The sequence below is a fragment of the Parabacteroides sp. AF48-14 genome (assembly GCF_003477465.1).
GTDB classification, from domain to species: Bacteria; Bacteroidota; Bacteroidia; order Bacteroidales; family Tannerellaceae; genus Parabacteroides; species Parabacteroides acidifaciens.
This window is the reverse complement of sequence record NZ_QUDI01000020.1, coordinates 44,488-67,381: the sequence shown is the minus strand read 5'-3', so window position 1 is coordinate 67,381 and position 22,894 is coordinate 44,488. Positions and strand designations below refer to the sequence as shown.

Genomic DNA, 22,894 nt, shown 5'->3' with positions numbered 1-22,894 from the left:
GACGCATGAGGATATTCCAATACATGCGCCGATTCTTCCAGATGATGGCAAGGATGCGTAAGGTCATCCATATCGTTTCTATGACCTGTCGGCATGAACAACGCAAGAACGGGCTGGTTCCGGTGGAATCCTACAAACGGGAAACAGACCGGAATCTCTGGATACGCAGCATAGGAACCCGTCATTCCACACGGTACAGCATCGTTCTTTTTACAGCTGGATGATGGTATTGCAGCCGCCCTTTGGACTTCCCGATCTGAATGACATTCCGGGGACACCAGTGTACGCAAGCATGGCAAGCCTCGCAACCGGTTCCCCACCGGGGCACTCCGTTTTTCAGCGTAATATTGTTCACGGGACATACACGTTCGCAGACACCACATCCCATACAACCATTTTCCAAGGAGAAGTTCAAGTGCGAGCGACTGAAAAAAGCATTGAACAGCCCTTTGTGCAACAGATCCGATAACCTGCAATACGGGAAAGGCTTTTTCCGTTTGCCTTTTTTCAAGTCGTCGATTATTCGTGAAGTGTAAAGCTCCGCCCGTTCCAGTATCTTCGTCCTCCTTACTGAAGATACCTCGTATTCCTTCAGGCAGTTCCCTACGGTGGGCAGGTTGTAGCCATAGTCCAGACGCACGCCTTTGCCGGACATGATTTTGTCCACAACGGACACCGCACAGCCCTTGTACGTGTAATATGTGCCTATGGAGAAATAGTACACGCCTTTCCTGAACGGATAACTTTCCAAGAACCGGCGGACAATGCCGGGCAGTCCGCCCATATATACGGGGAATATAAAACCTACGATTCGGGAGTCCGATGCGGTGATTCCAGCTGACGGTGTCATTCTGAACAGCCCGGCTCCTCCAAAAGCCGCCGCAATATCCTGCGACAATTTCAGGCTGTTGCCTGTGGCGGAGAAATAATAGATGGATATTTCTTTGTCGTTTGCCGTTTTGCTTTTATAGTCCATAACATTTATTTTTGCGACAGCAAAGTTAATAGGTCTCTTTTAAAAAAGAAGAACTGTCTTGGTTATCAGTAACTTACATTTAGGTTAGTTTTCCTGTATATCAATTTGTTGGATAAAAGAAAAATGAGAAAAAAGTTAGATTACGATTATTGTTCTGCTTCCCCTATACTGGAATGGCTGGGTGACAAATGGGCTTTAGTTGTCTTATTGAAGCTACATGAGAATGAAGTAATACGTTTCAATGAACTATACAAAACAATCCCCTCTATATCGGAAAAGATGCTATCTACTGTTTTGCGGTCATTGGTAACGGACGGATTGGTAAATAGAAAAATATATCCCACAGTTCCACCCAAAGTGGAATATTATGTATCTGAATTTGGAGAAACTTTAATCCCTTATTTAGAGCAGTTGAAACAATGGGGGCAAGAAAATTTTGAAACGATAATGGAAAATAGACGGAAAAATAAATATTGAAATTTAGTGCAAGGTACAAGTATATATCTATATATAGCTTGCACCTTGCACTAACCTTAGAATGTTTATTTTCAATGATTTGCATAATCCAAAAATAATGCGGACATCTGAACCCAAGATGTTGGCAGACAGACACCGGACAACAGCAGACAGTTTTTAAGGACTAAAAGCGTGATGGATGCAAAGCCAAAATTTCAGAAAGTGCTGATATTTAGGAATAAATAACGCTTAATTTATAATCCAAGCGGCACGATGCCTGTTCTCCTGAATCGCCCGGATACGGCTGCCGGAATCGAGCCTGTACATGAAGCCCGCCAAGTTCCCGCTCTCGTACAAGCCCATGCCGATGGTCAGGCGGCTGTTGAAGTCGGTCTGGCTGACGACGTACCAGCCGCACCGGGCGAAATGCTCCTCGTAGCCGGAACGGGTCTCCAGCAGGAAATAGAACTTGCCGTCGTCCTCGAAACGGATGACGTACTCGCAACGCAGGCGGCGTGCGATCTTGCCCAAGATGCGGCTCTCCTCCTCGATGACCGCAGGAGTGGCAAGGAAGGTGTATTAAGCGATAAAGACAGCCTCGTCCATAGTGATGATGTTTGGTCGGTTACAAATATGCGAAATGTCCGGCACACGGCAAACGGAAGGGGCGGAAAATATGCGGAAGGGCGTGCGGATATGTAGAGCTTCTCCCTGCTTTTCACCGCCCGGAACGTGACAAGGCTACAAACGTGAAGCAAAACGAGGACAAGCGGTACGGTTTTGATACACGGACATATACAGACCGGTATATTTGCAGGGAAGTATAACAATAAAAACGTATCGGGACAATGGAAATAGTAAGCATCGAGAAAAAGACCTTCGAGGAGATGAAGGAACGGTTCGGCAGCTTCTCGCAGCACGTGAGGGAGCTTTGCGCCCGCTACCGCCCGCCCGAAAAGATGAACTGGATGGACGGGGCGGACGTGTGTGAGAAACTGGGCATCAGCAAGCGGACGTTGCAGACCTACCGTGACCGGGGGCTGCTGCCGTACAGCCAGATCAACCACAAGATTTACTACCGGACGGAGGACGTGGAGGCGTTCGTGGAAGCCATGAGCCGGGAAATGACGGAGGACGAGTGAGATGGAAGTGATCACAAGGGACACGGAAGAGGTACGGGCGTACTTCGAGGCGTTGGAAGAGGGAATGAGGTACATCGACACGGTGACGGCGCACTTCCGCCCGGCGATGAACGGCGAGGTCTATCTCACGGGCGAGGACGTGTGCAGGCTGCTGCACATCACGCCGAGAACGTTGCAGGATTACCGCACGCAACGGCTGATCCCGTACATATCGCTGCCGGGCAAGACGCTCTACCGCCAGTCGGATCTGCTGCGTATGCTGGAGGAGAACTACGTGGACATGCGCCCAAAGCGCAAACGGGGGAAAAGTCCAACATAAACGCACGGGGGTGTGCATCGGGAAATGCAGCAAAGGCAGGGACACCGCATCGGAAGTTCCTGCCTTTGCCGCATTCTGCACCGGGGGAAGGCGTCAAGCCGTTTCCCGGAGGGAGCGGCGCACCCGCTTCCCGTCCTGTTTCCTGTCCTTCTTCTCCAGCACGCTCCGCTGCATGGCGGCGAGGTTGCCGGAGATCGCCCGGAAATCGGAGCTTACCATCCTGTTGGTCACCTCGGCGTAGATCTGGGTCGTGGAAATGTGCTTGTGCCCGAGTATCTTGGAGAGCGCCTCGATGGTGCCGCCGTTGCAGAGATAGATGGTCGTGGCGAAGGTGTGGCGGCTTAGGTGGAAGCCGATCTCCTTGTGGATGCCGCAGGCTTTGGCTATCTGTTTGAGGTGCCTGTTGCACACGCTGTTGCTGGGCATGGGAAACACGAGGTCGCCTCCGGCAAGCCCTTTGTAACGTTCTATCAGCTCCTTGGCAATCTCCATAAGGGGGACGTTGCTCGACACACGGGTCTTGGTGCGCCGGGTGATGATCCATTCCTCGCCGTCGAAGTCCATGCGCTGTATCTTGTCATGGGTGAGCGTCTTTATGTCAATGTAGCTAAGCCCGGTGAAACACCCGAAGAGGAACATGTCCCGCACGAGGCTGGTCTGTTTCTTGACGAACACGGCGTTAGCCAAGGTGCGCAGCTCCTCTTCCGTGAGATAGCCCCGGTCGGTCTCCTGCATCTCAAGGCTGTACTCGCCGAAGGGGTCGGTGCGGACGATTCCACGCCGCCACGCCTTGTCGGTCAGGCTGAGCAGGGGCATGGTGTATATCCAGAGGGTGTTGGCGCTCAATCCCTTCTCCACCCGCAGGTACTTGTCGAAATCGGTGATGATCTCCTTGGTCAGCTCCTTGTAAGCCATGTCGGTGCGCTTCTTCTTCTCCCAAAGGAAGGTCTTGAAATGGTTGTAAACAGCCAGATACTTGTTGTAGGTGGACTTGGCTCGCTGCCCTTTCTCGACCATCGCCTCAAACTCCCGGTTCATGTTCCCGAAGTCTTTGAGGATGCAGTTCTCCATCACGCCGACACCGAGGAAGGCGTTGCGCAGCTTCTCGGCGGTGACGAAATCCTCTTCCCGGAGGATGCGGTGGTAGTGGTTGGTGAGCCGGGCGGAGACCTCCTTCAGTTGCCCGTTTATCTCGTTTGCCTCGGCGGACTTGCCTTTCGCCTTGCCGTTCTCCCAGAGGTCGGGGGTGACGAACAGCTTGGTTCCCACTGCCTTGTCATCGCCGTCAACGGAGATTTTCACCATGATGGGGGCTTTTCCGTCCCGGTTTCTCACTGCGGATCTCTTGATGTAGAACGAGGTCGCAAACGTACTTCTCTTTGTTTCCATAACTCTAAAATTTTCGTTTCTAAAGGTAGTTACTTATTTCTTACCAAGAGCTATGCAAAACAAGGCAAAGCAATGAAACAGAACTTGTTATGCTGTATATACCCCGTTTCGGAACCGGTAGCTGTTTAGTAGCCGAACTTTGTCCGAAAGGGGTGTTTTCAGGCATTTTATGCCGGAGTCCGTTTCCACCCGCTCTGCATACAAGATGCTGACCTGCATTTATTTATGTAGAACTTTGCTTTTCTTTGCGCCTTATGCCGATTTTTTATGAAAAATATTTCACATTATCCCTCCAAACTATTGCACAATTAAAAATAATGCCTACCTTTGCACCCGCAATCGAGAGAGATTGATTATTAAAAGAAGAATGCCTCTTTAGCTCAGTTGGCCAGAGCACGTGATTTGTAATCTCGGGGTCGTTGGTTCGAATCCGACAAGAGGCTCAAAATCTTGGGCAGTTACCAGAGTGGCCAAATGGGGCTGACTGTAACTCAGCTGTCTTTCGACTTCGGTGGTTCGAATCCATCACTGCCCACAAAAAGACCTGGAAGAATATCTTTCAGGTCTTTTTTGTTTTCACTTCACCCGGATTATCCTAATCCATATGGAAAATTTCCTGCAGGGAAATAGATACCGGAGAGTTATCCGGATTTACATCCAAAAGATCGGACATATAGTCCCACCATTTTTGCACAATCAGATTATCCCCCATATCCTGGGAAGACGCCTCCCCTTTTACCTTTTGGCAAGCAAACAAAACATTGGTCTCTTTATCCCAATAAATGGAATAGTCACAAACTCCATTATCAGAAAGCATCTTTTTCAGTTCCGGCCAGATGGCAATATGGCGTCTTTGATATTCTTCCTCACATCCCGGCTTCAAATACATCTTAAAAGCTTCTCGTTTCATTGTCTTTCATTTTAGTCCTTATTCTTTGATGAGGCAAAAGTAGATATATTCAAACGAACACAATCTGGATAATTGTGCATATACTTTAAAAATTTGATACAGATAACAACAAAAAAAGCCATCCCCTGTTCATGGAGATGGCCTCTTGCCAACTAAAAATAATCTTTAGTCAAACATATGTCTGAATTTATCGAAAATCTTTTCCTTTACAGACTTCTTAGGCTGGAAGTTTGGAGAGTTTTCCAGACCGTTCATGATATCCTTTTCCGAAGGAGACAATGTCTCAGGGATATAAACGCTCACATTCACAAGCAAGTCACCCGTGCCATAGCTGTTGACGGAAGGAAGCCCCTTATTACGCAAACGAAGCACCTTACCCGGCTGTGTTCCCGGCTCGATCTTGACTTTCGCCTTCCCGTCGATAGTCGGAACCTCCACCGTGCCGCCCAGAGCAGCCTGAGGCACACTCAACAGCAGGTTATACAACAGGTCGTTTTCATCGCGTATCAATTCAGGATGCGGCTCCTCTTCGACCAAAATCAGCAAATCACCGTTGATACCGCCGTGACGGGCCGCATTTCCTTTTCCACTCATGGAAAGTTGCATGCCTTCTGCGACACCGGCCGGAATATTGATCGTGATCACTTCTTCATCGCGAACAATTCCCTCACCATTACATTCGCTACACTTCTTGGTGATGATCTTGCCTTCGCCACCACAGGTCGGACATGTTGTCTGCGTCTGCATCTGTCCCAGAATCGTATTGGCGATACGCGTGACGACACCGCTACCGTGACAAGTCTCGCAAGTTTTAGAACTATGGTCGTCCTCCGCGCCACTACCATGGCATTTGGAACACGTGACATATTTCTTCACCTTGATCTTCTTCTCCACGCCACCGGCTATTTCTTTCAGATTCAGCTTCACTTTCACACGCAGATCGGAACCCCGGTTCACACGACGCCCGCCACGCGAACCGCCGCCAAAGCCGCTGAAACCGCCAAAGCCACCGAAATGTCCGCCAAAGATGTCGCCAAACTGGGAGAATATATCATCCATAGACATTCCGCCTCCGAAGCCACCGCCCTGTGAAGCGCCTCCTACTCCGGCATGGCCGAACTGATCGTACCGCTGCCGTTTTTGCGGATCGCTCAGCACATCATACGCTTCGGCTGCTTCCTTAAAGTTTTCCTCAGCCTGCTTGTCACCCGGGTTCTTGTCCGGATGGAACTGAATAGCCTTTTTCCGGTAGGCTTTCTTTATCTCTTCTGTCGAGGCATTCTTCTCGACGCCCAGCACTTCATAATAATCTCTTTTAGCCATCTTTGTATCTGTCTGTTGTTATTTGCTTATTATCCTGCCATCTTACTCCCCGACAACCACTTTTGCATGACGGATCACTTTGTCATTCAAGGTGTAACCGGTTTGTACGCAATCCAGCACCTTTCCTTTCATATCAGGTTCCGGAGCCGGAATCATGGCAACAGCCTCAGATGTCTCAGCGTCAAAAGGCTCACCAACCGTCTCGATCGGCTTTACATTCTGCTGGGACAGGTAAGACATGAATTTAGAATAGATAAGTTCCACGCCTTCAGTAACAGCCTTTATATCTTCAGCTGTACGGATGTTCTGCAAGGCACGCTCAAAATCATCGACAACAGGGAGCAGATGAGTCAGTGCGCTTTCGCCGCCATTCTTAATCAACTCGGACTTTTCACGCAATGTACGTTTACGATAGTTGTCAAACTCAGCCATCAGGCGCAAATGAGAATCGTTCAGCTCGTTATACTTCTTCTTGAGTTCTTCCAATTCTCCCTGTCCGTCACATTCGTCCGTCACATTGTCAGATGCAGCATTTTCGTCTGCCGCATTTACCTGTTCTTCCTGCAAATTTGTCGCATCATCAACACCCTGGCGTTCTTTTTTGTCAGCAGCTTCTTTCTTACTATTAAAATTCATCTTATTCATAACCAATTATATATTTTCATTACTATCTAATTGTCAATAAGATACCATACACATATCACACCATACATATATATGCCGGCATTATTCTTGTCGGTATCATTCACCAATATAACATCAAATATGCTGCCAACTGTTCTTACAGAACGAAAATATCTTTACCTTTGTGTAGTAAATGATGATTTTATTGTCACATACAATATAGATTAATAAAACAATAGGAATTAATTATGAAGAGAGCGATTTTGTCAGTCTTACTGCTATTTGCATTTCTTACCGGTTTTGCTCAAAACCGGAATATCTGTCGGTTAGGCATCACATACGATATCAGTCAAAGCGATCATTGGGGTAAAAACAGGCCTGTTATTACCAGTATCATTCCTTATTCCCCGGCGGAACTTGCCGGAGTGAAGACTAATGATATCATCATGGCCATCGACGGCGTCCAGACGTTGGATATCTCGCCCGAGGAAATAGAAGAGATGTTGAACCCGGCCGGAAAAAATGAGGTGCTGCTCACTATCGGTAACCTGTCGAACCCTTCCAAACAGGTCATGGTCAAAAAAGAATGCAAAAAAAGCAATGCCATCACGGAAGAACAACTGGCGACCGCTTTTTCCATGTACAGCCTGGAGACAACCAGCGAACGCGAATTTGTCTGCCCGTTCAAGACGACAGTCACAGCCGATCCGGTCGATTTCGGAAAATTCAAGACTTTCGCATTCTCTGCCATAGACGAGAACAACAGCAAGCTGGAAACAGCCATCAACGAAAGCATTGAAAAGGAACTGACTAAAAAAGGGATGACAGTCGACGTGGACAGACCCGACATTCTGGTACAGACATTCTATTTCTTTGACAAGAATCCGAACTACAAGGGAGCAAACAAAATACTGATTGAAAAAGAGCCCGTATATCGTTACAACTTCCTCCAAAGCAAAATGGAAATATTCCCGTTCCTGAATCCGACAGCTGCAGAAACAGAGGCGGAATACCTGCTTCAGTTCGGTTTTCGCCTGATCGACCAGCGGGATGTGCCGGGCCGGATACTTTGGGAGTGTGAAGCAAACGAGTTGTTGGAAGATTCATATCGCCTGGACGAATATGCCCGTATCCATGCGCCGTTGATGTGTATGCAATATCCGTACACCAAGTACCGCCGCAATGTGCCGTTCAAAGTCAACCAGAAGACATACAACTATACAGGTTTGAGCTATGACATCGACCGTATGGAACTGGTTACCGATGTCGACAAGAACTCTCCGGCCTACGCTGCCGGCTTGCGCCCGCGCGACGTTGTGGAAAAGATCAACAACCACAAGATGGATAACACGACGGAAGAGTTCTCCGCCGCTTATAAAGGATTTATCACCAACACGATGAAATACCGCGATCCGAAAACCCGATTTACGGATGCCAACGGATTTAAACGCTGTATGTTCTGGGATACATTCAAATACTCGCAGGTGGCCGATGCGATCCAGAAATCCGGAAACAAAGCCGCCTATTCTTACTTATATTATTACGCCCCTTATATCAACCCGTCAGGCAACAACGCCTGCACGTTCGATATCAAGCGGGGGAAGAACAAAATGGAAATCATCGTCCGCCCGACCATTCGCCGGTCTGTGACGGTCGAAGTAAAATAAAGCATTTACAAGAACGTGATATACCCACAAAACTTCGAACAGAAAACGGGCTTCGATAAAGTCCGCCATTTAATTTCAGAAAAATGTTTAAGTCCGCTCGGAGAAGAGCGGGTGGCGGAGATGGAATTCTCCGCCGACTTTCAAACCGTAACCGAACGCCTGGAACAGACAGACGAATTTGTCCGCATCCTGCATGGAGAAGACGAGTTTCCCGCCAGTTACTTCTTCGATGTGCGTTATTCGCTGAAACGGATACGCCCGGAAGGAACCTGGCTGGACGAAAAGGAGCTGTTCGACCTGAAACGGTCACTCCAGACTATCAACGACATCATCCGTTTCTTCCGTCCCTCCATGGAGGAGGGAGAAGAGATCAAATATCCCGCCCTGACAGCTCTCGCCGGTGATATTATGGTGTTCCCGCAACTGATCGGAAAGATAGATGCCATCCTCGATAAATTCGGGCGTGTAAAAGACAACGCCTCCCCCACACTGGCACAAATACGGAAAGAGATATCCGCCACGATGAGCGGTATCTCGCGCAGCTTGCAATCGATCCTGCGCGCCGCCCAGTCAGACGGGGTTGTCGACAAAGATGTAACGCCGACCATGCGCGACGGCCGCCTGATGATTCCGGTCGCTCCTGCCTTCAAACGGAAAATCAAAGGGATCGTGCACGACGAATCGGCCAGCGGAAAAACAGTCTTTATCGAACCGGAAGTCGTGGTGGAAGCAAACAATCGTATCCGGGAACTGGAAGGAGACGAACGCCGGGAGATCATGAAAATATTAACGGAGTTCACCAATTTCGTACGTCCGTCAGTGCCCGACATCCTCCAATCGTACGAGTTCTTAGCCGAGATCGACTTTATCCGTGCTAAGGCCCTGTTTGCCGAACAGGTGAACGGGATCAAGCCGGTTGTCGAAAACAAGCAACAAGTAGACTGGATCCGAGCCTCGCATCCCCTGCTCTACCTCTCGCTGCAAAAACAGAACAAACAGGTCGTTCCGCTCGACATTATGCTGGAAGAGAACAAGCGGCTGCTCATCATTTCCGGTCCGAACGCAGGCGGAAAATCAGTCTGCCTGAAAACAGTCGGGCTGCTGCAATATATGCTGCAATGCGGGCTGCTTATCCCGGTATATGAAAGTTCGAAAACAGGCCTGTTCGACAACCTGTTTATCGATATCGGTGACGAACAAAGCATCGAAAACGACCTGAGCACATACAGTTCCCACCTGACGAACATGAAGTTCTTCGTGAAGAACTGCAACAGCAAGACGCTGATCCTGATCGATGAGTTCGGCAGCGGCACGGAACCGCAGATCGGCGGAGCCATTGCCGAGGCCCTGCTGGACCGTTTCAACCGGAACCACAGCTATGGCGTCATCACAACCCATTACCAGAATCTGAAGCATTTCGCGGAAGATACAGAAGGGATTGTCAACGGAGCCATGCTCTACGACCGCCACCTGATGCAACCCCTGTTCAAGCTGTCGATTGGAAATCCGGGTAGTTCTTTCGCTGTCGAAATAGCCCGGAAAATCGGTCTGCCGGAAGATGTCATTGCCGACGCATCCGCCAATGTAGGTTCCGACTATATCAATATGGATAAATACCTCCAGGATATTGTGCGCGACAAACGCTATTGGGAAAGCAAACGGCAGAACATCCGCCAGCAGGAGAAAAAGCTGGAAGATATCACCGCCCGCTACGAGCAGGACCTCGAAGCCGTAAGCAAACAACGGAAAGAGATCATGCGGACCGCCAAGGAAGAAGCACAGCGCATCCTCGCCGAAGCCAATGCCAAGATAGAAAACACGATCCGCGAGATCAAAGAGGCCCAGGCGGAAAAAGAGCAGACCAAGCTGGCCCGCAAAGCACTGGAAGAGTTCAAAGCTTCCGTGATAGCCGCCGAAGAGGAAGACGACAAAATCGCCCGCAAAATGGCCAAACTGCAGGAGCGCAAAGAGCGTAAGAAACAAAAGCAGAACACGCCGGCATCCAAGCAGACCTTCAACCGCGATATCATAGAAGTGGGCGACAATGTCCGCCTCAAAGGACAAATGTCTGCCGGGACAGTTATGGAACTGCAAGGCAAACAGGCTGTCGTAGCCTTCGGCATGATCAAAAGCACCGTCAAACTGGATCAACTGGAAAAGGTCAGTAAAGGCCAGATCAAGAAGGAAATCCAGAAAAGCACCTTTGTCAGTGTCCAGACAGCCGACGATATGCACGAAAAGAAATTGAACTTTAAGCAGGAGATCGATGTTAGAGGTATGAGGGGAGACGAAGCATTGCAGGCGGTGACCTACTTTGTCGACGACGCCATACAGGTCGGTGCGGCCCGCATACGCATCCTGCACGGAACAGGGACAGGCATCTTGCGCCAGTTGATACGCGACTACCTGCACTCCGTACCCGGCGTCCGCCAGTATCACGACGAACATGTCCAGTTCGGAGGTGCCGGCATAACTGTCGTAGAACTCGAATAAAAAACATAAGGGTATGAGGCGAAAAGAATCCGTGCGCCTACACAGGCACAAGCATATTTCAAACCGGCACCTGGCCGAACGGTATTATTATGCAGGTGAACATGAAACAGTCACGAACATTCGCCTCACCCAATATAACGCCACCAACCTGCACACACGGAATCTCAGAACAGACGAAACATCATTCCGCAAATTGGCCGATGCAAACAGCATCAACTGGTTTCAAGTGAGCGGCCTGACCGATTCGGAAGCGATCACCCGTATGGTCAACGAGTTCGGGATGCATAACCTGGATGCCAAAGACATCCTGACGCCCCAGCACGTGGTCAAAATAGAAGAATACGACAAGCACACGCTTATCATACTCAATTCTTCCTATTACAATGCCAATATGGAACTCAACTCCGAACATATCAGCCTGTTGATTACGGGAAATGTCGTGATCAGTTTTACGGAAAGCAATAATCCGGTGTTTGAAGACGCCTACAAAGCATTGGAATCCAATATGCTGAATATCCGGAAGAAAGGTAGCGGGCTGCTGTTGGCATTCCTGCTTAACACTATTATCGCCAACCTGGTGGAAGCGGCCTCCAAAGTGGAAGAGATGCTTGAAGACATCGAGGAAACCCTGCTCGACATCAAAAACGACCAGGGAAACATGGGGCAGTTGATCCAACAACACCGGAAAGAATATATGATTATCAGGAAAAACAGCCAGCCGCTGAAAGAACAGTTTGCCAAACTGCTGCGTACCGAAAACGGGCTCATAAGCCCCGACATCCTGCCGATCTACAACGATCTGTCCGACCAATTGCTATTTGTTATCCAGACAACAGAGAGCTGCCGGGAAATTATCTCCTCTCTGGTCGACCTGTACATATCCAATAACGACCTGCGCATGAATGCGATCATGAAACGCTTGACTATTGTTTCCACACTCTTCATTCCGCTCACATTCCTGGCAGGTATATGGGGTATGAATTTCAAGATTATGCCGGAGTTAGACTGGAGATACGGATATGGCATAGCCTGGTCGCTTATGCTGCTCACAGCAATTGTAACCTGGCTATACATGCGGAAAAAAGACTGGTTTTAGAGTCCGTAGTTCCGTTTGAACATATAATACGTATTTCTGGAGACATTAAAACGCTTGCAAATCTCAATCACGGTGTCTCCGCGTTCGAGCATGCTGATCACCTCCTCTTTATGCGCATCCAGGAAAGATTGTTTAGCGGCCGATCCTTTCGGACGTCCTAAAGGACCTCCCGTATTCTTCTTGTGGGTCAAGGCCTCTTTTGTCCGGGTGGACATCAAACTATGTTCGATCTCGGTTACCAGATTGAATACACTTCCCATAACCGGAAGATTTAAGGCGCCATCCAAGGCATACCGGTCTTTTATACTGTAGACCTGAACTCCTTTTTCCATGCAGCGGCTCATGATTGCCATGACCTCCGACAAAGTGCGTCCAAGGCGGGAAATGTCCAAAAATATCAGCGTATCCCCTTTTTGCATACGGTCTACAACCATATCGATATTACGTTCGTCTTCCTTTCCTTTACCGAAACCGATAGTGACATCCGTAACCCACTTATCGACATTCATCTGATGATCCGACGCAAAGCGTTTTATTTCATCTTTCTGTATTTCAAGATGTTCTTTGTTAGATGTTCCAACTCTCAAATAAGCTATTATCATATTTCCAGAAACTTAATAATTAAAAAAACATAGAACCAATGTTTAATTTTCGGTGAAGATACGAAAAGTAATAATAGTACAATAGCTAAACTTTCCATTTTATTTCAAGAAAATGTTAGGAACCCTCTCTTTTCCACCACAAATCGAGTCGTATGCGAACAGTTATTCCACTAAAAATGACAGCCCGGACAAAATACCGGATAACCGGCGATTTATGACCCTTTCAATATCTTTCCAACTTCTATGAAATTCATATTTTTTCGTTAGCTTTGCAGTTTCAACCGTTAAATAACAATTTTCAGAAATGAAGCAGCACCTTAAACCGATCATGTTTGTCGGAACTTGTTCCGATGCAGGTAAAAGCGTTATCAATGCAGCATTTTGCCGCATATTCAAACAAGACGGATATCATCCGGCTCCATTCAAGGCGCAAAACATGTCGCTGAACTCCTACTCCACTCCCGAAGGCGGAGAAATGGGGCGTGCCCAGGTCGTACAGGCGGAAGCCTCGGGGATCGCCCCGCATACGGATATGAATCCGGTGCTGCTGAAACCGACGAACGATAAGAACTCGCAGGTCGTACTGAACGGACGTCCGGTCGGGAATATGTCGGCCAAGGACTATTTCGGTATGAAAAGCCAGAAGGAGAAACTGTTCGAAGAAGCAGTGAAAGCCTTCAAACGCCTGGAAAGCCGCTACAACCCGATCGTACTGGAAGGCGCCGGAAGCATTTCCGAACTGAACCTGCGCGACCGCGACATCACCAATATGCGGATGGCCATGCAGGCCGAAGCAGCCACTTTCCTCGTTGCCGACATAGACCGGGGTGGTGTCTTCGGCTCAGTCTACGGAACAATCGAACTGCTGAGACCGGAGGAACGAGCTTTGATGAAAGGTATTATCATCAACAAATTCCGGGGCGACTCTTTTCTGTTTGATGACGGCAGAAGGATAATCGAAGAGCTGACAGGTATCCCTGTGGTCGGCGTCATCCCCTGGTTTCGCGATATCAAGATCGAAGAAGAAGATTCGGTCGCCCTCGACATGAAGCACAACACATACCGGGATGGAAAAATCAACGTGGCGATTATCCTGTTAAAACGGATGTCCAATTTCACTGATTTCGATGTGCTCGATATGGACCCCCGTTTCAACGCCTATTACACGAACAACATCGACGAAATAGAAAAAGCGGACATCATCCTGCTACCCGGCTCCAAAAATACGCTTTCCGACCTGCAAAGCCTGCGGGCGAACGGCATAGCCGACGCAATCATACGCGCTCATAAAGCAGGCAAAAAGGTGATCGGAATCTGTGGAGGCTACCAGATGATGGGCGCACGGCTGGAAGACCCGGACGGGATCGAAGGCTCTCTGCCGGCTGTCCCCGGATTGGGGTTATTGCCGCAATGTACGGTCATCGAACAAGAAAAAGTAACCCGGCAAAGCTCCTTCGCTTTCCTGCCCGGAAAACATATAGAGACGCACGGTCACCACGTAGAGACGCACGGCCGTGCGTCTCTACAACAACATTGTCGCGGCTATGAAATCCATATGGGACGAACCACCCTGCTCGGTGACGCACCCGAAAGCCCGGTGGCAATCCTTAGCGACGGACGGACGGACGGCTACTATCTGGACAATAGCTGTTGGGGCAGTTATATACATGGAATACTGGACAATCCGGAAGTACTGGACAACCTGGCCGAAGGTTTCGACAAGACAGCCGAAAGCGCACCATTCGATTATGCCGCCTTCAAAGAAGAACAATATGACAAGCTCGCTGCCTTAGTACGCGAACATGTCGATATGGAGTATATCTACCGGCAGTTACTTTAAACGGTCCACCCGGGCCACGTCATCCATTTTCACACAGACTGTGGCCCCCAACTGTTCAAGGTAAAGGAGCAGATGGTTCTTCTTGACCTTCTTCACCTTACCGGACACGTGCTTCATCGCCCCGCAAAGGATTTCCACCTCTTCGCCGGGACACAACGTATGGTTGGAGGCTTGCTCGAGAAACTCTTTTATGGCGTCGATCTCCCTTTGGCGCACGATGGCCGGTTTCCCGTTATAGTAGACAATACGGGCAACACCGTACACCCGGATCAAATTCCTTAACTCCGGATCGGTACAACGTACGAACAAATAAGAATTGAATAACGGGACCTCCACAATCTTGACGCGGTCCGACCAGACCCGGGGTGCACGATGAAGCGGAAGCCAGCACTCCACTCCCAACGCATCGATCCGTCCTTTCACCTGTTTTTCCGCACGCGGAGATGTATATAAAACATACCAATTAGTCTTATCTGCAACCTTCATGAACTCTTTTTTCTCTTTGATCCATACACAAAGATACAATAAATCCCCGACATAAGAATATATCCTCCAAATTCGCTTGAATCTCAATAAATATCTATAAATTTGCATTAATCAATGAATATGTCTGTTTCAAAATGAATACATACGAATACACACGAGAAGATCTGATAGAAGAAAACATCAGCTCCAGCAAAGTCTTGGTCAATACAATCGCATTGCGGAGAACGATCTCGGATGTCCTTACCCTTTTGCTTAGCGCCAATGACAATGCAGCCATTGACAACGCCTTATTATCCATTCTACGTTTTTTTGAAGTAGAACGCGTATATATCGGTATTTTTGACGAAACTTGTTCCGTTGTCGACTTCACCCACGAAGTCACGTCCGACGGAATAATCTCCATGCGGGAAGATATTTTGCGGCAATTGACCGACGAGGATATTCCCTGGTGGATCGAACAAATTAAAACAGGAAAAGATATCATAATTTTCGATACGGCAAAAATGCCGGAAGAAGCGGCCACCGAACAACATATGTTGAAGCTGCAAGAAGTTCTTTCTCTTTTGGCATTGCCGGTTTCCAGCGCAGGTAAAATCTGCGGATTCATCGGTCTGGACTCTGTCCGCCGACACCGTACCTGGAATGCCCTCGACATTGAAAACCTGCGAATATTGGCAGATATCGTATCTATTGCCATTGAACGGGAGCACGACAAGCATGTCATGGAACACTCGGCAAACCTGATGCTGAAAAGCGAAGTCAAATTCCGTATCATCTTCGAAAAGTTACCCTGGGGAGTCGAACTGTATGATGCCGACGGCACCATGCTCGACCTGAATGATGCCGATTTAGAGATATTCGGAACGACACGCGAGAATGTGATCGGCGTTAATATGTTCCAAAATCCGAACATCCCGGAATGGGTTAATCAGAAACTGAAAAAGGGAGAAGACGTGACCTTCACGCTGGACTACAACTTCCATATTGTCAGAGAAGAGGGATATTACCCCACATCCATCGAAGACGAAACCAAGCATCTGCTGGTGAAAGGTGTAGCCTTAAAAGACATCCAAAACAAGATATTCGGATACCTGTATATCGTTTTCGACAACTCGGAGGACCACCATAAAACAGAACAGATCGAATACAACCTGATAAAACTGAGAACTGCCGTCGACACCGGCGAATCTTTCATCTGGGAATATGACACAGCCAAACAAACCTTTTCAGTGGATTTAAGCCTGAATAAAAACATAGACAAAAATTCTGCCCTTTCCTACCTGAAAAAGCATCAGCCCAGAACCCTGGAGGATTTTATCAGCACGCTTCATCCGGACGACATAGACAAGATTTACAACCGGAAACTCAAGCGCCTGATGAACGGAGAGATAGACAGCTATATTGCCATCTACCGGCGTATCTTGGGAGGAAAACAGTTTTGGCTCAACTCCAATGTCCGCGCCTACAAATTTAATGAAGACGGCACGCCCAGCAAGATCATCAGCTATACCTCCAACATCACCGAGCAGCGTGAAAAGGAAAACGAACTGATCCGCGTCAAGGAAGCCGACAAACTGAAATCAGCTTTTCTTGCCAATATGAGTCATGAGATCCGCACACCGCTGAACGCCATTGTCGGCTTTTCCGATATCGTAGCAGAGACATCGGACGAAGAAGAACGAAAAGAATACCTGGAAATCATCCATAAGAACAACGATCTGCTTCTCCACCTGATAGACGATATCCTGGATTTTTCCAGAATAGAATCGGGCACATTCGACTACCATATTACCGAAACGGATATCAAAGAAATCTGCGGGGAGGTATTCTTAGCAAGCTCGCTGAAGATGAAACCGGGTGTAACGTTGGTATTCGATAAGGACCTGCCTTCCATCCGTTTGAAAACCGATCCCCAGCGCATCATGCAGGTTGTGTCGAACTTCGTCAACAACGCCATCAAGTTCACCGAAGAAGGAAGCATCACAATCTCTTATAAAAAAGAAGGGAACAACCTGCGCGTGAGCGTACAGGACACCGGTATCGGCATTTCCGAAAAAGACCGCTCCCGCATATTCGAGCGTTTCATTAAAATAAACGAATTCAAACAGGGAACCGGCTTAGGCCTCACAATCAGCAAAACAATCATCGAAAACCTGCAAGGCACAATCGGGGTAGATTCGGTTCAAGGCTCAGGCTCCACTTTCTGGTTCACTTTGCCACTTACTTTTTGAACCAAACAGACCTCGTAGAGGCGGTTCGCGAACCGCCCTGCAAATTTTAAAAATAGACAATAACCCCCTGTTTCGACTATTTTTCTATTTCGTCCGAAATCTTGATCGATTTTGGATTGACTCTTTTTGCGGTTCAAGCTCCCCTTTCTGACAATAGGAAAAACGAGGTGCGCAGCCTGTTTCGAAAAGCATTCTTTTTGATTGACAGAAAGCATAAATGCCGTCAAAGTGATAAACCTTAACTCCCGGAGAATCGAATATTTGCGGACGAAGGTGGACGGCGTTCCAAATATCCCAAGGAAATTTTGGAGGCTTGTTGCGATGAGGTGCGCAGGAAATTGCCTTGAAGTAACGCTTCATCGCTCTGAAGTGACTTCGTGCTATATGAAGTCAACCTCAGAGCAACAATGTTCCGGGTCAGAGCGATAAAGTCCCTCTTCATGCGATAAGGTGCCGGAACATAGGAAAAAGCCCCTTTTTGACAGTTGAAAAGTGGGTTGACGTTTGTTTTGTTTCGGATGTTTTTTTACCCTGAAAAACACGTTTTTTACAATAAGCCCCATGCCGCAGGAGGTTCAACACTTGCCAAATTTGAGGATAACTCGGACAGTCTTATCATACAAAAAAAGCCTGAAGTCGCAAAATCGCGGCTCCAGGCTTCTTATCAGGTTGTATAATCTTTTTACTTATTATTCAGGCATCGGGGCGGCTGAAGGCGGCGGGGTTGCGAGGCCCCATTCCTTATTCGCTTTCGGACCCATTTTCACATTCAGGATACCGCCGGATGCAATCTGGCTGTGCTCAAACCACGGCTGGTTCAACACTGCACCATTTAAGGAGGCAGACTGTATATATTTGTTCTTGTCGGAAGCACCGTCTGCTACGATCTCGAACACATTACCGTTACCCAGGTCGATCTTCACACTCGTAAAGACCGGACTACCGACATTATAGGTGGGCGATCCCGGAGTAACCGGATAAAATCCCATCATGCTGAACACGACGAATGCAGACATTCCGCCACCGTCTTCATCACCCGGAACACCCATCAGGTCGTTGCGGAACCATTGATCCAGCAACACGCGGATGCGCTTCTGCGTCTTCCAGGGCTGTCCGGCATAATTATACAGATACGGGATATGAAGGCTCGGCTCGTTTGCCATCGAGAACATGCCGACATTACCGGTATGATCCGGCAGGAAGGAATAGAATTGCCATTTGGACATACCTAACGGCGTGTCGAACATCGAGTCGAGATCGGCTGTAAAGGCTTCGTTGCCACCGACAAGCGAAACCAGGTCGCCGATGTTATGCTGCACGTCCCAACGATAGACATAACCGTTATTTTCGTCATAATAATCGCGTGCACCCAGACCACCGGAATAGCGATAGTCCACGTCTTCGATAAACTTGCCGTCTTTATCCTTCGGATGGAAGAAACGGGTGGCAGGGTTAAAGAGGTTCCGGTAGTTGTAGGACTGGCGGAGGTAATAGTCCGCCTCATCTTTCTTGCCCAACTCGGCGGCGATCTGCGACAGACACCACTGGTCATAGGCCGTACCCAACGTAACGGCTACCGGCTGACGTTTTTCCCAGGGAGAGACATTTGCGACTGTTTCCTTTTCTCCGGGTTTCAAAGCCGGGATATAACCATGTTCGCGGTAGAACTCGTCCAACCAGCCGGATGGAGCGCCTGACCAGGGGATCAGGGTCTTTTCTTCGATACCGGCTTTGGCAGCCTGATACGCTTTTTCCAGATCGAAACCGCGCACGCCTTTCCGCCAGGCGTCGATGACAGTTGCCACGGCATGGTTGGAGTTCATGCGGCGTGAATCGCCTGTCACTTCCGGGAAAGTAGGCATCCAGTTCGTTCCCATCTGCTGTGCCATCAGCAGGTAGGAGTTGATGATATCCGTCTCGCGCTCGTTGTCGATCAGGATACGGAGCGGATGAGTCGCCCGGTAAGTATCCCAAATCCAGTCGTCGGTATAAAACGAATGGCCGCCGTCGTCGTGTATCTTTCCGTCGAAAGCGCTGTAATACTTTCCGTCTTCGCTCAGGTTGACCGGACGTTCATAGCAACGGTACAAAGAGGTATAAAAGACAGTCTTGTCGTTCTCTGTTCCTCCCGTCACCTGGATTTTACCTAACGCATCGTTCCAGTCGTTACGGCCGACCTCGGCAATCGCATTCACATCATAGGAAGCGATCTCGCGTGCCAAGTTCTTTTTTGCCTGCTCGGCGCTGATGAACGAGATTCCGTAGCGAACGCCAACCTCTTTCTGTTTGCCGTAAGCCAAGACCAGGGCTGCGTTACGACCTTCGGCTGAAGATTCGCCGTACTTCACCGCTCCGTCTGCCAGGACACCGCATTTCTCCGGCTTCTTATCCGTTTCGGCATACAGGTAAACCTTTGTTTTCTTATCCACATACTGGAAACCGCTGACTGCATTTTCCTCCCATTTCAATGCTCCGTTGCGGCTATTGAAAACCAAATAGGCCGGAGCGTCTTTCTCGAATGTGAGGCTGTAAACCGCACTCTGGTGGGAAGGCGCAAAGTCCACATCGATGTTGGCATCGTCCAGGTAGACCTGATACCGGTAAGGCACGATCTTTTCCTGGTCGTAGCTATATTCGATGACCGGCTTCAAGCCGTTCTCCGTTCCCTGATAAGGGCTCAGGTTGAAAGCCGAACTTCCGCGGTGGCTGGTCACGATCAGCGGCAGTCCGCTCAATTTATCACCCGTAAAATCTCCCGTTCGGGATAGACACGCATCATGCTGTTAGGCAGATGAACAGTCGGATAGGTCGGGACCAGCAAGTGGCTGATGTTTCCCATATAGGGATTGACATATTCCACCGGGCCTTTCTCCATGCCGTCTGCCACAGCTTGTTTCCCTTTGACATAATACTTGTTGAATACCAACACCAAGGCAACCCCTACCAGGATGCCGAATAAAAACTTACCAATTTTTTGTAATCGCTCCATCGTTTATCTCTTTTGTTTATCGTTCACCGAGAATGAATACGGGAAATCTTCCGGGTTCACGCCTCTCTGCATATTCGGCTTGTCGCCCGTCTGGATGTCCAGCACACCGCCTTTCAACAGTTCGAAGTGTTCCAGGTAGTTCTTCGTATAGTTTTTCCATTGAATGTCATCGATTCAATGTAGATGTTCTTGTCGCTGTTGGCGGGAGCATTGATCACCAGATTCTTTCCGTTCTCGAAATGCAGTGTGGCTTTCTTGAACAGCGGAGCGCCGAGCACGTACTGTGTCGTCCCCGGAGCAACCGGATAGAATCCGAGGGCGGAGAAGACATACCAGGCGGAAGTCTGCCCGTTATCCTCGTCACCGCAATAACCGTCAGGAGTCGGCGAGTACATACGGTTCATCACCTGACGCAACCAGTATTGGGCTTTCCAGGGTTCGCCTGCATAGTTATACAGATAGATCATGTGCTGGATCGGCTGGTTGCCGTGTGCATAGTTACCCATGTTCATAATCTGCATTTCGCGGATTTCATGGATCACCTGTCCGTAATAGCTGTCGTCGAATACAGGCGGCACGGCAAATACGGAATCCAGCATGGCCACAAACTCTTTTTTCCCGCCCATCAGGTCGATCAGTCCCTGCGAGTCATGGAAAACAGACCAGGTGTAGTGCCAGCTGTTGCCTTCCGTGAAAGCATCGCCCCATTTCAGCGGAGAGAAGGGAGCCATAAAGGTACCGTCCTGGTTCTTACCGCGCATCAGCTTGGTTTCCTTGTCGAACAGGTTCTTATAGTTCATAGCCCGCTTTGCATAGAGGTCCAGTTCCTTTTTAGGACGGCCCAGATCTTTGGCTATCTGGTAGATGCACCAGTCGTTATAGGCATATTCCAGTGTGCGGGCTGCATTCTCGTTGATTTTTACATCGTAAGGCACATAGCCCAGCTTGTTGTAGTATTCATATCCGAGACGGCCGGTAGAGGAAACGGTCGGATGTACATTTTCCGTTCCGTGGATCAGGCCTTTATAGAGCGTTTCCAGGTCGTCCACCTTTATGCCTTTCATATAGGCATCGACCAATACGGAGGCAGAGTTATTACCGACCATACAGCCGCGATGTCCCGGACTTGCCCATTCGGGAAAGAACCCGCTTTCTTTATAGGTATTAATCAAGCCTTCCTGCATCTCCTTCGCCATCGTCGGATACATCAGGTTCAGGAACGGGAACAGGCAACGGAATGTATCCCAGAAACCGGTATCGGTAAACATATAACCCGGCAGCACCTCGCCGTTGTACGGGCTGTAGTGCACCACTTTTCCGGCAGCGTCGATTTCATAGAACTTGCGCGGGAACAGCAGTGAGCGGTACATACAGGAATAGAACGTGCGGAACTGGTCCGTCGTCCCTCCTTCCACTTCGATCTTGCCCAATTCCTTATTCCAGGCATCCTTGCCTTTCTGAACCAGCGTATCGAAGTTATCGTTGCCCAACTCCTTCATGTTGACGGCTGCCTGGTCGAAGCTGATAAAAGAGGAAGCCACTTTTGCATGTACAATTTCTCCTTTAGCCGTCTTGAAACCGATTACCGCTCCGACATGGTCGGAAGTCTGCTCGCGTGCGCCTTCTTTCAGGGCTGCATCCGCAAAGGTCGCTTCGTAGGTGAACGGTTTATCGAATTCGATGATGAAATAGTTCTTGAAGTTATCCGGAACACCGCCACTATTCTTGGTCGTATAGCCGATGATCTTGTTTTCTTCCGGGATCACCTTTATGTAAGATCCCTTATCGAGTGCATCCACTACGATGTAAGAATGTTCGTTTTCAGGGAAAGTGAAGCGGAACATGGCGGCACGGTCGGTCGGTGTCAGTTCGGTCTTCACGTCGTGCTCGGCCAGATAGACTTCGTAATAATACGGTTTGGCGATTTCGCTTTTATGCGAGAACCAGCTGGCACGTTTATCCTCGTTGAATTCCGGAGCGCCGACAACCGGCATGATGGCAAACTGACCGTAGTCGTTGATCCAGGGACTCGGCTGGTGGGTCTGCTTGAAACCGCGTATTTTGTTGGCGGTATAAACGTATGCCCATCCGTCGCCCATCTTTCCGGTCTGCGGTGTCCAGAAGTTCATCCCCCAGGGACGCGCAATGGCAGGATAGGTATTACCGGTCGACAATTCAAAAGTCGACTGTGTCCCCATCAAAGGATTCACATACTCCACCGGGTCGAAAGCCGCATCTGCCGCAACGGCAGGCCTTCCTAAGCTGGTTAGCATAGCAATAAGGCAAAGGCCCATATACTTTTTTTCTTCATAATATCGTTACTATTTATATTAAAAATTTAACCATGAATA

17 protein-coding genes, 2 tRNA genes and 2 pseudogenes are annotated in these 22,894 nt (G+C 48.8%); 12 read left to right on the top strand and 9 right to left on the bottom strand.

The genetic code is table 11. From position 1 onward, the window contains the following. Window positions 1-5 precede the first annotated feature (5 nt). Entirely contained in the window at window positions 6-224 is a 219-nt protein-coding gene (locus tag DW083_RS22270) for a hypothetical protein (protein ID WP_172680450.1), read from the top strand. Here the strand turns inward: DW083_RS22270 and DW083_RS11040 are convergent. Next, entirely contained in the window at window positions 182-976 is a 795-nt protein-coding gene (locus DW083_RS11040) for an EFR1 family ferrodoxin (RefSeq protein ID WP_004326137.1), read from the bottom strand. The two genes, DW083_RS22270 and DW083_RS11040, sit on opposite strands and share 43 nt — an antisense overlap. Before the next feature lie 123 nt (window positions 977-1,099). Between DW083_RS11040 and DW083_RS11035 the strand changes: the two genes are divergently transcribed. The 4 genes from DW083_RS11035 to DW083_RS11015 all read left to right on the top strand — a co-directional run bounded on the left by DW083_RS11035 (window position 1,100) and on the right by DW083_RS11015 (window position 2,893). After that, entirely contained in the window at window positions 1,100-1,453 is a 354-nt protein-coding gene (locus tag DW083_RS11035) for a helix-turn-helix domain-containing protein (protein ID WP_004326138.1), read from the top strand. 252 nt (window positions 1,454-1,705) lie between these two features. Beyond that, the gene (locus tag DW083_RS11030) at window positions 1,706-2,134 is read left to right on the top strand and encodes a hypothetical protein (protein ID WP_009041187.1); all 429 of its coding nucleotides are present in this window, start codon (window positions 1,706-1,708) and stop codon (window positions 2,132-2,134) included. Window positions 2,135-2,280: 146 nt separating this feature from the next. Continuing rightward, window positions 2,281-2,574 (top strand): helix-turn-helix domain-containing protein, encoded by a 294-nt coding sequence (locus DW083_RS11020; RefSeq protein ID WP_004326140.1) that lies wholly within the window; start codon window positions 2,281-2,283, stop codon window positions 2,572-2,574. A gap of 1 nt (window position 2,575) precedes the next feature. After that, entirely contained in the window at window positions 2,576-2,893 is a 318-nt protein-coding gene (locus DW083_RS11015) for a helix-turn-helix domain-containing protein (protein WP_009041186.1), read from the top strand. A 93-nt stretch (window positions 2,894-2,986) separates the two neighbouring features. Here the strand turns inward: DW083_RS11015 and DW083_RS11010 are convergent, their stop codons facing one another. Further along, on the bottom strand, window positions 2,987-4,282 hold the full coding sequence (locus DW083_RS11010; protein WP_009041185.1) for a site-specific integrase: 1,296 nt from the start codon (window positions 4,280-4,282) through the stop codon (window positions 2,987-2,989). Between the two features lie 369 nt (window positions 4,283-4,651). Here DW083_RS11010 and DW083_RS11005 point away from each other — a divergent pair. Beyond that, window positions 4,652-4,725 (top strand) — tRNA-Thr (locus tag DW083_RS11005). A 9-nt stretch (window positions 4,726-4,734) separates the two neighbouring features. Further along, window positions 4,735-4,817, top strand: a tRNA-Tyr gene (locus tag DW083_RS11000). Between the two features lie 60 nt (window positions 4,818-4,877). Here DW083_RS11000 and rhaM read toward each other — a convergent pair. The 3 genes from rhaM to DW083_RS10985 all read right to left on the bottom strand — a co-directional run bounded on the left by rhaM (window position 4,878) and on the right by DW083_RS10985 (window position 7,160). Then, complete coding sequence (gene rhaM, locus DW083_RS10995; RefSeq protein ID WP_115498693.1) at window positions 4,878-5,192, bottom strand: L-rhamnose mutarotase; 315 nt, start codon at window positions 5,190-5,192, stop codon at window positions 4,878-4,880. Window positions 5,193-5,357: 165 nt separating this feature from the next. Further along, window positions 5,358-6,515 (bottom strand): molecular chaperone DnaJ, encoded by a 1,158-nt coding sequence (dnaJ, locus tag DW083_RS10990; protein ID WP_115498694.1) that lies wholly within the window; start codon window positions 6,513-6,515, stop codon window positions 5,358-5,360. Between the two features lie 42 nt (window positions 6,516-6,557). Continuing rightward, window positions 6,558-7,160: a nucleotide exchange factor GrpE gene (locus DW083_RS10985; protein ID WP_122332403.1), complete on the bottom strand. Its 603-nt coding sequence runs from the start codon at window positions 7,158-7,160 to the stop codon at window positions 6,558-6,560. A gap of 227 nt (window positions 7,161-7,387) precedes the next feature. Here DW083_RS10985 and DW083_RS10980 point away from each other — a divergent pair, with 227 nt between their 5' ends. The 3 genes from DW083_RS10980 to corA are packed head-to-tail and all read left to right on the top strand — an operon-like array spanning window position 7,388 to window position 12,395. After that, complete coding sequence (locus DW083_RS10980) at window positions 7,388-8,806, top strand: PDZ domain-containing protein (RefSeq protein WP_122332402.1); 1,419 nt, start codon at window positions 7,388-7,390, stop codon at window positions 8,804-8,806. Window positions 8,807-8,821: 15 nt separating this feature from the next. Beyond that, complete coding sequence (locus DW083_RS10975) at window positions 8,822-11,299, top strand: endonuclease MutS2 (RefSeq protein ID WP_122332401.1); 2,478 nt, start codon at window positions 8,822-8,824, stop codon at window positions 11,297-11,299. Window positions 11,300-11,312: 13 nt separating this feature from the next. Next, on the top strand, window positions 11,313-12,395 hold the full coding sequence (gene corA, locus DW083_RS10970; protein WP_115498698.1) for a magnesium/cobalt transporter CorA: 1,083 nt from the start codon (window positions 11,313-11,315) through the stop codon (window positions 12,393-12,395). Here the strand turns inward: corA and DW083_RS10965 are convergent. Beyond that, entirely contained in the window at window positions 12,392-12,997 is a 606-nt protein-coding gene (locus DW083_RS10965; protein WP_115498699.1) for a recombinase family protein, read from the bottom strand. The two genes, corA and DW083_RS10965, sit on opposite strands and share 4 nt — an antisense overlap. A 304-nt stretch (window positions 12,998-13,301) precedes the next feature. Here DW083_RS10965 and DW083_RS10960 point away from each other — a divergent pair, with 304 nt between their 5' ends. Then, on the top strand, window positions 13,302-14,837 hold the full coding sequence (locus tag DW083_RS10960) for a cobyric acid synthase (protein ID WP_122332400.1): 1,536 nt from the start codon (window positions 13,302-13,304) through the stop codon (window positions 14,835-14,837). Here DW083_RS10960 and DW083_RS10955 read toward each other — a convergent pair. Continuing rightward, the gene (locus DW083_RS10955) at window positions 14,829-15,323 is read right to left on the bottom strand and encodes a UpxY family transcription antiterminator (protein ID WP_115498701.1); all 495 of its coding nucleotides are present in this window, start codon (window positions 15,321-15,323) and stop codon (window positions 14,829-14,831) included. The two genes, DW083_RS10960 and DW083_RS10955, sit on opposite strands and share 9 nt — an antisense overlap. Before the next feature lie 134 nt (window positions 15,324-15,457). Here DW083_RS10955 and DW083_RS10950 point away from each other — a divergent pair, with 134 nt between their 5' ends. Continuing rightward, window positions 15,458-17,554 carry a GAF domain-containing sensor histidine kinase gene (locus DW083_RS10950; protein ID WP_122332399.1) on the top strand — a complete coding sequence of 699 codons (2,097 nt, stop codon included), beginning with the start codon at window positions 15,458-15,460 and terminating at the stop codon, window positions 17,552-17,554. Between the two features lie 689 nt (window positions 17,555-18,243). Here DW083_RS10950 and DW083_RS10940 read toward each other — a convergent pair. Next, a pseudogene (locus DW083_RS10940) lies at window positions 18,244-20,429 on the bottom strand (GH92 family glycosyl hydrolase). A gap of 117 nt (window positions 20,430-20,546) precedes the next feature. Next, window positions 20,547-22,854 (bottom strand): annotated as a pseudogene (locus DW083_RS10935) (GH92 family glycosyl hydrolase). Window positions 22,855-22,894 lie beyond the last annotated feature (40 nt).

Coding starts and splice junctions, on each gene's coding strand:
- rhaM (WP_115498693.1), bottom strand. CDS start 5,192: ATGAAACGAGAAGCTTTTAAGATGTATTTGAAGCCGGGATGTGAGGAA.
- DW083_RS10980 (WP_122332402.1), top strand. CDS start 7,388: ATGAAGAGAGCGATTTTGTCAGTCTTACTGCTATTTGCATTTCTTACC.
- DW083_RS11035 (WP_004326138.1), top strand. CDS start 1,100: ATGAGAAAAAAGTTAGATTACGATTATTGTTCTGCTTCCCCTATACTG.
- DW083_RS10950 (WP_122332399.1), top strand. CDS start 15,458: ATGAATACATACGAATACACACGAGAAGATCTGATAGAAGAAAACATC.
- DW083_RS10955 (WP_115498701.1), bottom strand. CDS start 15,323: ATGAAGGTTGCAGATAAGACTAATTGGTATGTTTTATATACATCTCCG.
- DW083_RS11020 (WP_004326140.1), top strand. CDS start 2,281: ATGGAAATAGTAAGCATCGAGAAAAAGACCTTCGAGGAGATGAAGGAA.
- DW083_RS10965 (WP_115498699.1), bottom strand. CDS start 12,997: ATGATAATAGCTTATTTGAGAGTTGGAACATCTAACAAAGAACATCTT.
- DW083_RS11010 (WP_009041185.1), bottom strand. CDS start 4,282: ATGGAAACAAAGAGAAGTACGTTTGCGACCTCGTTCTACATCAAGAGA.
- corA (WP_115498698.1), top strand. CDS start 11,313: ATGAGGCGAAAAGAATCCGTGCGCCTACACAGGCACAAGCATATTTCA.
- dnaJ (WP_115498694.1), bottom strand. CDS start 6,515: ATGGCTAAAAGAGATTATTATGAAGTGCTGGGCGTCGAGAAGAATGCC.
- DW083_RS10985 (WP_122332403.1), bottom strand. CDS start 7,160: ATGAATAAGATGAATTTTAATAGTAAGAAAGAAGCTGCTGACAAAAAA.
- DW083_RS11040 (WP_004326137.1), bottom strand. CDS start 976: ATGGACTATAAAAGCAAAACGGCAAACGACAAAGAAATATCCATCTAT.
- DW083_RS10960 (WP_122332400.1), top strand. CDS start 13,302: ATGAAGCAGCACCTTAAACCGATCATGTTTGTCGGAACTTGTTCCGAT.
- DW083_RS11030 (WP_009041187.1), top strand. CDS start 1,706: ATGCCTGTTCTCCTGAATCGCCCGGATACGGCTGCCGGAATCGAGCCT.
- DW083_RS22270 (WP_172680450.1), top strand. CDS start 6: ATGAGGATATTCCAATACATGCGCCGATTCTTCCAGATGATGGCAAGG.
- DW083_RS11015 (WP_009041186.1), top strand. CDS start 2,576: ATGGAAGTGATCACAAGGGACACGGAAGAGGTACGGGCGTACTTCGAG.